The 9,709-nt window shown below is 69.7% G+C and carries 13 protein-coding genes; all 13 read right to left on the bottom strand.

Going from position 1 to position 9,709, the window contains the following annotated elements; all coding sequences use genetic code 11:
- Positions 1–259: 259 nt before the first annotated feature.
- The 13 genes from ACIQM0_RS25540 to ACIQM0_RS25480 all read right to left on the bottom strand — a co-directional run bounded on the left by ACIQM0_RS25540 (position 260) and on the right by ACIQM0_RS25480 (position 9,701).
- A complete protein-coding gene (locus ACIQM0_RS25540) occupies positions 260–1,519 on the bottom strand; it encodes a tyrosine-type recombinase/integrase (protein ID WP_401290629.1) in 1,260 nt (419 codons plus the stop codon).
- Positions 1,520–1,587: 68 nt separating this feature from the next.
- On the bottom strand, positions 1,588–1,833 hold the full coding sequence (locus ACIQM0_RS25535) for a helix-turn-helix domain-containing protein (protein WP_401290627.1): 246 nt from the start codon (positions 1,831–1,833) through the stop codon (positions 1,588–1,590).
- Positions 1,834–2,122: 289 nt separating this feature from the next.
- Complete coding sequence (locus ACIQM0_RS25530; protein WP_401290624.1) at positions 2,123–3,664, bottom strand: YfjI family protein; 1,542 nt, start codon at positions 3,662–3,664, stop codon at positions 2,123–2,125.
- Positions 3,661–4,008, bottom strand: coding sequence for a hypothetical protein (locus ACIQM0_RS25525; RefSeq protein ID WP_401290621.1), 348 nt, complete (start codon positions 4,006–4,008; stop codon positions 3,661–3,663). The genes ACIQM0_RS25530 and ACIQM0_RS25525 overlap by 4 nt, the downstream gene beginning before the upstream one ends.
- A complete protein-coding gene (locus ACIQM0_RS25520) occupies positions 4,005–4,904 on the bottom strand; it encodes a bifunctional DNA primase/polymerase (RefSeq protein WP_401290619.1) in 900 nt (299 codons plus the stop codon). The genes ACIQM0_RS25525 and ACIQM0_RS25520 overlap by 4 nt, the downstream gene beginning before the upstream one ends.
- Before the next feature lie 85 nt (positions 4,905–4,989).
- On the bottom strand, positions 4,990–5,271 hold the full coding sequence (locus ACIQM0_RS25515) for a hypothetical protein (protein WP_401290617.1): 282 nt from the start codon (positions 5,269–5,271) through the stop codon (positions 4,990–4,992).
- Positions 5,272–5,488: 217 nt separating this feature from the next.
- On the bottom strand, positions 5,489–7,645 hold the full coding sequence (locus ACIQM0_RS25510; RefSeq protein ID WP_401290615.1) for a cell division protein FtsK: 2,157 nt from the start codon (positions 7,643–7,645) through the stop codon (positions 5,489–5,491).
- A 60-nt stretch (positions 7,646–7,705) separates the two neighbouring features.
- Entirely contained in the window at positions 7,706–8,026 is a 321-nt protein-coding gene (locus ACIQM0_RS25505) for a hypothetical protein (RefSeq protein ID WP_401290613.1), read from the bottom strand.
- A 77-nt stretch (positions 8,027–8,103) separates the two neighbouring features.
- Positions 8,104–8,295 carry a hypothetical protein gene (locus tag ACIQM0_RS25500; RefSeq protein ID WP_401290610.1) on the bottom strand — a complete coding sequence of 64 codons (192 nt, stop codon included), beginning with the start codon at positions 8,293–8,295 and terminating at the stop codon, positions 8,104–8,106.
- A gap of 17 nt (positions 8,296–8,312) precedes the next feature.
- Positions 8,313–8,693, bottom strand: a complete 381-nt coding sequence (locus tag ACIQM0_RS25495) for a DUF6251 family protein (RefSeq protein ID WP_401290608.1) — start codon at positions 8,691–8,693, stop codon at positions 8,313–8,315.
- Between the two features lie 87 nt (positions 8,694–8,780).
- Positions 8,781–9,053 carry a hypothetical protein gene (locus ACIQM0_RS25490; protein WP_401290606.1) on the bottom strand — a complete coding sequence of 91 codons (273 nt, stop codon included), beginning with the start codon at positions 9,051–9,053 and terminating at the stop codon, positions 8,781–8,783.
- 19 nt (positions 9,054–9,072) lie between these two features.
- Positions 9,073–9,249: a hypothetical protein gene (locus ACIQM0_RS25485; RefSeq protein ID WP_401290859.1), complete on the bottom strand. Its 177-nt coding sequence runs from the start codon at positions 9,247–9,249 to the stop codon at positions 9,073–9,075.
- Positions 9,250–9,254: 5 nt separating this feature from the next.
- A complete protein-coding gene (locus ACIQM0_RS25480; protein ID WP_401290843.1) occupies positions 9,255–9,701 on the bottom strand; it encodes a hypothetical protein in 447 nt (148 codons plus the stop codon).
- Between the last annotated feature and the right edge of the window lie 8 nt (positions 9,702–9,709).

Genomic DNA, 9,709 nt, shown 5'->3' with positions numbered 1-9,709 from the left:
GCCCCTTAACACCTCCGGGGGGCGGGGGTGGGGGGGGGGGGGGGGGGGGTTGGGGGGGGGGGGGGGGGGCCCCCCGCCCCCCCCCCCCACCTGTCTACCGCCCGGCTAAATCCAGGTATCCAGCCACATCCGGTCGCGCCAGGAATTCTCCGGAATGGGGGACCCGGTATACAGCGGCCAGAAATAGATGAAGCTTCGCGATCCGTAGGTCACTCGGCTCTGACCAGGGCTTTCCCTCGCAGCCGGGTCCGTGCGGCTGCTACTGGGCCGCCTCTGGGCCGTGATCATGGTTCTCCGGTGCTGAATAGAGGTCGTCCACAGCCTTGCGGGTGCGTCCCTCGCTGCTCGGCATCAAGTGCGTGTAGACGCGCAGTGTGAAGCCGGGATCGCTGTGACCGAGGTAAGCACTCAGGGCTCGGATGTTCTCGCCAGCATCCAGCAGGACCGAGGCGTAGAAGTGCCGCAGGGCGTGCATACCGTCGTCCGGTGCCGCTGCGTAGCGCTCACCGGCTTCGGGTTCGGGGATGATACCGGCAGCCGCGAGGGCGGGTTTCCACATGTGGTCGTTGAAGTGGCTGACCCGCACGTGGTTGCCGGACGCACCACTGAACAGCAGCATCCTCGTCACGAGCGGCCCGTCTGGAGTCCGCCACGGCAACGTGACCTTGACCGGGGCGTGCCGCTCCGAGTGCGTCCGGAGGGCCGTGCCGACGGCATGAGCCAGTGGCACGTCGCGCACCTTGCCCCCCTTCGGAAGAGCGAAGACGAACTTCCCGCGAATGCGCTTGAGCTGGTGCCCGATCGACAACCAGCCGCCTTCGTAGTCGATTTCATCCTCGGAGAGCCCGAAGACTTCCCCTTGCCGTAGACCGCAGCCGCTCGCCACGTCCACCGTCGCTCTCATGTGCTCCGGGAGTGCGGCGCGGACCCCGAACACCTGGGACGACTTCCACGGTGACAATCGGGGCGGACTGCCTTTCGGAATCTGAATCGAGCGTGCACGGCACGGGTTCTTTGGGAGCAAACCGTCGTCCACCGCTGCACTGAAGGCGGCGGAAACGGTGCCGAAGATGATCCGGCGGTGAGAGGACGCGGGAACAGCGGCCTCCAGCGCACCGAGCCATGTGCGGATGTGGCCCGGCTGGAAGGACGCCAGCGGGCGCGTGCCGATGTACGGGTGTGCATGCAACCGCAAGCGTCGCTCGGCTGCCTCGCGACTGTTGATCTCTGTTGTGTGGGTGGCCACCCACTTTTCCGCGAACTGCTGGAAGGTGATTCGGGCTGCGCGCGGGTCGATGTACTGACCGCGCGACATGTCGGCCGCGGTCTCGGTGAGCCATCGTTCGGCCAAGCGCTTCTGCTTGTCGGGGAAGGACTTGGACTTCTCGGTTCCGTCGGGGCCGATGTACCTGGCGCGGTAGCGCAGGCCGCTGCCGTGGCGGTCGCTTTTGACGCGGCGGGGTTTCCCGTCGGTTCCGGGTTCGGTTTTGTACCAACGGTCTTGGATGTGGCCGGCCAAGGGGTGCTCCTGTTGGGGATGCGGCAGGGGCGCGACTGCTGGCGGTCGCGCCCCTGCGGGTGGTGTGGTCAGGCTGCTTCGCGGTCGATGTTCTTGAGGTGTGTGACGTGGGTGAACACTTCGGCGGGGTCGTAGCGGATGTGCTTGCCGACGCGGAAGCCGGGCGGGCCGATCCGCTTCTTGCGCCAGGCGTAGACGGTCTCTTTGGGCACCTCGAAGATCTCGGCGATGTCGTCGGGGGTGAGGTAGCGGTCGGGGAGGCGGGCGCGCAGGGTCGTCTGCGGGGCGGTCTCCGGGGTGCGTTTCAGGGCCACGGGAAACTCCTCGGGTCGGCGACTGGCCGGTTTCCGTGACAGAACTGACAGAACCTCGCTGGTAACCCGCTGACCTGCTGTTTCTCCGGTTTTGAGTGCCGTGACAAAACCTCGAAAAACTCTGACAGAACCTCCGGGCGGGGAGTTCTGTCAGAGCGCCCGTTTCGGGGCGGGGAGGTTCTGTCAGAGTTTTCGGAGGTTTTGTCACGGCGATGAGCATGGGTGTTTGTGCAGGTCAGCGGGGTGGATTGGGGGTTGTGTCAGTTCTGTCAGCGGATTGGGGGTTCTGTCAGACGCCGACGAGGGGCGGGGTGATGCTGGGGTGGGTGTCGTAGCGGGGAGAGGGCGGCCGGCCGCCGCGTCCGTTGCGTGGCGGGAGGGGCTGTTGGCGGACCCACCCGTGTTCTTCCAGCAGGGCCAAGGCGGGGTCCAGGTCGGTCATGACCGGGAAGTCGCCCCGGGCCAGACCCCGGAACAGGTCCCGCTTGGTGAAGTTGGCCAGGCGCTGTTCCTTGAGGTGGGTCAGGAGCTGGTGTGCGGCTTCCTGCGCGGGGTCGGCGCCCATGTCGTCGAACACCTCGTGGGCGTGGGCGGTGAAGTAGTCGCCCAACTCGGTCGCGGCAGCCATGGTGGCTGCCGCGATGGGAAGGGCCCATCCGTTGTCGGGGTGGGTGGCGAGGTGGAGCAGGGCGGCGATGCGGGCCACGGCGCCGTCACGCTTGGACGCCCATTTCACGATCGGGGCGAGTGAACCGCCTTTGCCGATACGGGACTCGGTGACCTTCTGGTAGGCGAGCATCACGGCGTCGGCCTCGGGGGTGAGGGTGAGGACGGCGGGGTCGGTCCAGTCGGCGAGTGCCAGCGTCAGGCCGCCCAGCGTCTGGGCGTATGCGGTGGTGGTCTCCTCGGTGATGAGGTCCGGGGTGAGGTTGCGGGAGCCGACGAGAGAGATGGGCTTGGCGTAGAGGAACCGGGCGAGCAGGCCCCTGCCGTCGGCGCCCTTCACTCGGCCGATGGAGTCCAGGACTTCGGGCTGAATGGCCAATGCCATGGTGACGGCGGGGTTCTCGATGTGCTGGGGATCGCGGCCCTGGCGGTTGACGCGGGCCATGTCTCCGGCGTGGCCCTTGAGGAAGACGCCCATGTTCGGGGTGCCGGAGTAGCGACCGGCGATGATGTCGAAGATCTCGCCCTCGGCGGACATGACGCTGATCCGTCCGCCCTGCTCCGCGAGCAGGGAAGCGAGGCTCTCGGGGGTGACGTCGTCAGCGACCAGCTGTGGTTTCGCGGGGACGGTCATTTCCTCGGCCTGCTGGGCGAGGTGGACGGCTTCGGCGGTGAGCTGGTCGCGCAGCCCCGGTTCGGCTGCTGCGGCCTTCTGTGCGGCCTTGTCGGCTGCTGCCTTGGCCAGGCGCGCGGTTGTCTCGGCCTCGGCTCGCAGGGGGCCGGAGAGTTCCACGAGTGTCTTCTCCACCGCGAGCAACGGGCCGGTCATGAGGGCGAACACGGCGGACTTGCGGTTGCCGGGGGGCAGGGCGACGGCGGTGTAGAGGTTCACCGGCTCCCGCCAGTGGCCCCGCACGCACACGGTGGCCCGGCCGCCGGCCGCCGTGGCGATGACGCCCAGCGCCAGGCACCCGGCGAGATCGGCCGGTGTCTGCGTCTCCTCGGCTACGGCGGCGACCATGTCACGCAGCCACGGCGGCAGGGTGTGCACGGGGAAGGAAGGCAGCGCGCGGCGGTGGTTGAGGGGTACCGGCTCATCCCAGACGGGGCCGGTGATCGTCTCGGGGTCCAGGGCATTGAAGCCCTCCCACAGATCGGTGGTCATGCGGCCTTGCTCCCTTCGAGGTTGAGCAGCGGGCAGTGTTCGGGGTGGGCGGAGTGGGCCTCGATCAGGGTCAGGACACCGGAGCGTCCCCGTGCGGTGCGCTCGTAGCCGCAGCGGCACCAGGACCGGGCCGACACCAGGGCCGAGAACGACGGGGGTGCGATGACGTCCAGCCACCGCACTGGCTGCGGGCGCGGGCCAGTGAGAACAGCAACGGGGACGGCCTTGCGGCCGACGCCTTTCGGCTCGCCATCGGTCATCAGCGCTGCGGCGGGATGGGCGGCCTGCGGGCTGTTCGGAGTGGCAGGCAGGCTCTTAATTTGGTGATTCCTGGCGGTGGTCATGACAGCCGACCGGGGTTGTTGGCGATGGACCAGTTCAGAGCACTGGCCACGGCTGCGCGGCACTCGGTTTCGCGGAGTCCGGCCCGCAATCCCGCCGAATTAAGAGCTTGCTCTACCTCATGGCGGGCGAGGTCGCCGGACGGGATGAACCGCCCCAGGGCTCGGGCGGCCCGGACCAGCGTCCAGTTACGCACACCCTCCCCAGCCCCTGCGACGGCCGCCGTTTCGGCCCTGAGGGCCGCTGCCGCGTACCGAGGAGCGCGAACCGGCGCGGGCGTGGCCATCAATGCCCGCGTTGCCTGACGGGGCCTCAGGAGGGCGTACAGCCATTCCGGGAGCGGTACGGGTTCGGTGGGGTCGGTCACCTCGTACGTACCGTGGGGGAGGGTGCTGCCGGGGGCGACGACGTAGCCGCCGTGGGCGCGGGTGTCGATGTGGGTGCCGAGCCTGCCCGCGCTGTTGCGGAGCCGGGCCCCGTCCGGGGCGGTGAAGTACAGGTGTACTCCGCCGCTCGCGGTCCGGACTCGGTAGGTGGTGGGGACGGTCTGGCCGGCGCGCTCGCAGAGCGCTTGCAGGGAAGTGACGCCGTCAGGCGTTCCTTTCGGGTCCTTGGCCTTGACCTTGTCCAGGTCAACGACGACCAGCCCGGACGGACCCGTGGCGATCCCGACGTTGAACGCCCCGGACGACCAGGCCGCGCGGATACGGTCCGGGTCGGTGGTGGCCCGCTGCTCCGGCTTGCGGTGCCCGTCGGCGCAGTTGCCGGTCCGGGGGCATGCGGTTTCGCCGTGGAGGGCGGGGCGCTTGTCGCCGGGACGGAGTGGGAAGACGTGCCAGCCGCGCTCGGCTGCTCGTAACGCTGCATCGAGCAGCGGGGTGGTGCGGTCGTGGGTCATGCTGGGGGTCTCCAGTTCTCTGATGTGGATGGCTGGACGACGGCGGCCCCAGGCTTTGGCGAGACGGGGGCCGCCGTTGGCGTTGCTAGGTGGTGGTGAAGGTGACGCACATGGCGTCGGGGCCGGGCTCGGGGAGGTGCTTGCCGGCGGCCTGGTGCACGGACTCGTGGGCGTGGTCGGTGACGGTGTCGCAGACGAGGCGGCCGTCAGGTGCGAGTGTCCAGCCGGAGGTCTCGTCGCCCCATACGGTGGCGTTGTTGATGGCGTTGTCCGGGGTGGTGAAGTGCTGGATGCATCCGTCGGCGTCGGTGGTGTTGCCGCACAGGTCGCAGACGGCGATCCAGCACTGTGTCTGGGTTACGGCCACGGGGGTTCTCCTCTTGGGTCAGGTGTGGAACCGGTCTGTGGAGGGATGCGGGCGGGTGGCGCCCACCCCCCCTTACCGGCCTTACCTTGCAGGTCAGGGGCCCTTACCTCCCCCTCTACCGGGGTAAAGGGCCCCCGCTACTTCCGGGCCCTGCCGGAGGGTGGGCAACGGGGTGCCGGCGGGGGTCTCCGGTGGGGCCTGGTAGGGGGGTCCCCCTCTACCTGCCGGTGCTGAGGAGGATCTCGGCGGGGACGGCGGCTTCGATGTCGCGGCGCTGGTATCCGGCGCCGTTGGAGCCGCTGATCTTGACCTGCTTGCTCGTTCGCTTGACTCCGGCCGACTCCAGCGCGGCGGCGAGTTGCTCGGCGTTGAAGTCGCCGTAGACGTCCTCGTCGAGGTTCACGAGACCGTTCAGGAGATCGGTCGTGAACATGCGGGGCGAGTGGCGCATGACTTCCAGCGTGTCCGAGACGATCGCGGGGACGGTGATGCCGGCCGCGTCGGCTGCTGCGGTGACGTCGCCCGCGGCTTGTCCGGTGAGCTGTCCGGCGGCCTCGCGCAGGACGCGGCCCTTGCGGCACAGCCCGGCGAAGGACGGCCCGTCGAGGTAGTCGGCCCGCACGGTGACGTAGGAGGCGGGTCCGGTGACCAGGACGCCGACGCCCTTGTGTTCCTCGGACAGGACGGAGGCATCCGCGCCCTGGGCGGCCTTGCCCTTGCCGAGGACCATGTCGCTGCTGGCCCGGTCGACGACCTGTGTCGAGTAGCGGATGGTGATGATCTCGCGCAGCTTGGTCGGGACGCTGTCTGCGTCGGGGCGCTGGGAGGCGAAGTTGGAGACGAACCCGGCGGCGGGGCCGCGCCTCGCGATGCGGCACAGGTCGTTGATGACCTGCTCCCGGTCCTCCCTTTCCATCGCGGTGAAGTACTCCTGGAGTTCGTCGATGGTCACGAAGATGACCGGCACGTTGTACTTCGCCACGATTTCCGGGGTGAGCTTGCCTTCGGGGCAGACGGAGGTGGGCAGGTCCCGCAGCAGGGCGAACCGGCGTTCCATCTCGACCAGCAGTTCGGCGAGCATCGCTTTGAGGGCTTCGATCGCGTCGTCCTCGGCGCCCATGACCAGGCAGTGCGCGACGGCCTTCATGGGCATCCAGTCCGCGCCGCCCTTGCCGTCCGCGACGTAGTGCCGCACGAACGGGTCCAGCAGTCCGGCAGAGGTGAGCAGGCGCTGGGAGAACGTCTTGCCGCGTCGGGGCAGACCGCCGAAGAACATCGACTGCCACATCACGGGGATGTTCACCCGCACCCCACGGGCGTCCTGGCCGAAGGGGACCGGGTCCCAGATCGAGAACCGCTCCGCCGTCTCGAACGGTGACGGGTTGAGTGGGCCGAGGTAGGGGTCATCGTCGGCAACCCACATGGACACGCGGCCGGCGTTGCCGCCCTTGGCCGCGCGGACGCGGGACATGATGACCTGGATCTCATCCACCCCGAGTTCCTGCGCGATGACCTCCCGCTTGGCCAGTACGTCGGAGGCGGTCTTGCCGCCGCCCCGGGGGAGGTCGAAGATCACGGCCCAGCCACGGCCGTCACGGACCGGGCCCATCGAGCAAGACACCTTCGGAGCATCCCGCTCGTCGTCGCTCGACCGGCCGCTTTTCAGGAGGCCGGCGGCGCGCAGGGCGTCGTTGAGCTGCTGCGCGGACATGTCGACCCGCAGCGGCGGGGCGCCCTGGTCCAGGAACTGGGTGTCCTTGCCCCGTCCCAGGTATGCGAGCGGGGTCACGACGGCCCCGGCGATCCCGGTCTGCAAGACCGGGTCGGCCAGCATGATGCCGATTGCGGCAGCGGCCACACCCACGGCGGCGGCCCCGAACCGCCACCGCCGGGTACGGGTCCGCATCGCGTGCGCGATCTGCAACCGGGTCGCCAGCTCGATGTCCTCCGGCCGGGCCTTGCTCTGCGCCCGGAGCGCTTTGACGGTGGCGGTGTGGTCCTGCGCGGACAGCGTCGGCCACAGCCCCATCGCGGCGCGGAAGAAGCCGCGGGCGGCCAGCAGCATGGTCTTGATCAGGTACTTCGGGGCCCGCAAGGCGTGGTAGCGGGTGTGCCACCACGTCAGGCGGGCCAGGGCGGCGGCGTTGGCCTTGATGGACGCGGCAGAGCGTGCCCACGCCGGCAGGACCGGGGCGTCCGGGACGGTCAGCCAGTCGGACAGCGGGTTGTCAGCCCGGTCAACCGCCTCCACCACAGCCCCGGTTGCGGGGACAGGGGTCTTGATCAGGCTCACCACAGGTTCGGTGGTGGGGCGGTGGTCGTCCAGGTGGTGCAGGGTGCCCATGTCGGCCCCCTCGGTGGCGAGTTCGGTCATGACGGGGGTGCTCCTGTCTCACATCGGATGAGCTGAAGACGTGCAGGGGGTGGGCGGTGCTCAGCGCTCGGCACGCTGCACGGCCCGCTCCGCGAGGCGTACGCGCTGCTCGGCTTCCTTGCGTGTCTGGCGGGCGGCGGTGCGGTCGGTGCGGGGCGCGGTGCGCTCGGTCGCCTTGGCGTTGGCCAGGGTCTGGCGGGCGTCGGCCTGCACCTTGTGCAGGGCCTGCAGTTCCAGGGCGCCGCGCTCGGCGGCCCGCTGGTCGATCTTCTCGATCCGGGCCTCAAGGCGCGGGTCGACGCAGTCGGCCAGGGCCTGCCGGAAGCCCTTACGGAACAGCTTGTTGCGCTCACGCTTCTCGGCGGTGGTGTAGCTCTCCATCACGGTGCTCCTCCCAGATGGGCCGGGCTGTCCGGCCCCCTGCCCGCCCGGTACGGGACCGGGCGGGCGGGGGGCCGTCAGGCGGGCCGCAGCTCGTGGGTGTGGCACAGGACGGGGCCGATCAGGGGGCTGATCCGGTGGACCGTCCACCGGCCGCCGGTGAGCGGGCCGGGCGGTACCTCGTCGATGATCCGGCCGGTCCTGCCGGCCGCGCGGGGGTCGTCGTCACACGAGATGATCCGGACTTTGTCACCTGCCGTGAACGGCATCACGGTCTCCTTTGGGGTCAGGGGCGGCGGGTCTTGCGGAGCGACTTGGAGGCGGCCTTGCCCTCACTGCTGCCGACCGACTTCACGACGGTGACCACACCCCAGGCCATGACGGCGACGAGGAGCGCGAGGATCGCGAGGTTCGCGGCGATGGCGGTGAGGACACCGACCAGGAGCGGACCGAAATACACGCCGGCCGCCACCGTTCCGGCCCCGACCCCGGAGCCGAGCGCGAGGCGCTGGACGGTGCGGTCGGGCGGGGCGTGGTGGATGTGCTGGACGATCTGCTGCGGCGGGGCCTGTGGGGCGGGCAGGGTGCGCGGGTCGGTGTAGGTGTAGGTGCCGTCCGGGAGCTGGATGACGGTGAGGGCCCGGGGTGCGGGCAGGTGGGGGTTCATGCGGTTCCTTCCACGGGCTGAGTGGAGCGGGAGTGCCCCGGGCCGGATTCGATCCGGCGCCCTCACGGCGTGGTCCGGGGCGGTGGATCAGTGCTGGTTGCGCTCGGCGTCGAGGGCGTCCATCGAGGTGTTGAACTGGGCGTACTCGGCGGAGTCGATGGCCTCGTAGTCGGCGTTCATCTGGTACCGGTCCTGCAGCATGGAGGTGCGTGCCTCGGTCGCCTCGGAGATGGCGGCGGACACGGCGAGCTGGGCGAGGATCTCGGCCTTGCGGAAGTGCTCGGGGGCGATGGACCCGTAGCTGATCGTGTCCTTGGTGACGATGCGTTCGGCGGCAGCGCGGTACTCGGCGGCGTTCATCAGGTGGTGTCCTTCCGGGTCAGGCAGCGGCGGTCATGGCTTGGGCTGTGTGCCGGTCGAAGAGGGTCCGCAGGGCGGCGGTCGCCTGCTGGGGCACGACGCCGTTGCCGAGGGCGTGAAGCTGCTGGGTGCGAGTGAGCCCGGGGACGGCGGTGACGTGCCCGGCGGGCAGGCCCATGAGCCACTCGACGAACACGGGGCTCAGTCGATTTCGATCGTCAGTTGCCCGAGGGGCTCGTCGTCCGAGGGCGTGTTCCCACCGTCGGATGGCGGGCTCGAAACGGCCCCACGCAATGTCGGATTGCCCCTGCCGTAGGTCAGGCTCACCCGGTCCCCGTCCGACGCTGTCGGGGTGGGGAGCAGGAGCCGTGCCGCATCGAGGAGCGTCGGCCCGTACCCCTCTCCGTAGGGCCTTCCGTCCGGCCGGAAGTTCGCCGTGTTCGTCGAGTCCGCGGCGGCCGGTGTCGGCAGCAGAGTGGGTGCCAGCGAGTTGAGCGACGGCCGGACCGCGGCCCCGGGGCTCGGCGACTGGTTGTTGCCGTAGGGCGTTGCCGTCGGTGTGGGGAGCAGGTGCTCCACCTCGTCGGCCAGCGTCGGACCGTGCCCCCCGGACTTCCGCTTGTCCGGGTGCTGCGAGCCGCCGTTCACCGCCAAGT

This window comes from Streptomyces sp. NPDC091387, from assembly GCF_044756945.1.
GTDB lineage: Bacteria > Actinomycetota > Actinomycetes > Streptomycetales > Streptomycetaceae > Streptomyces.
This window is presented reverse-complemented; position numbering and strand designations above follow the sequence as displayed.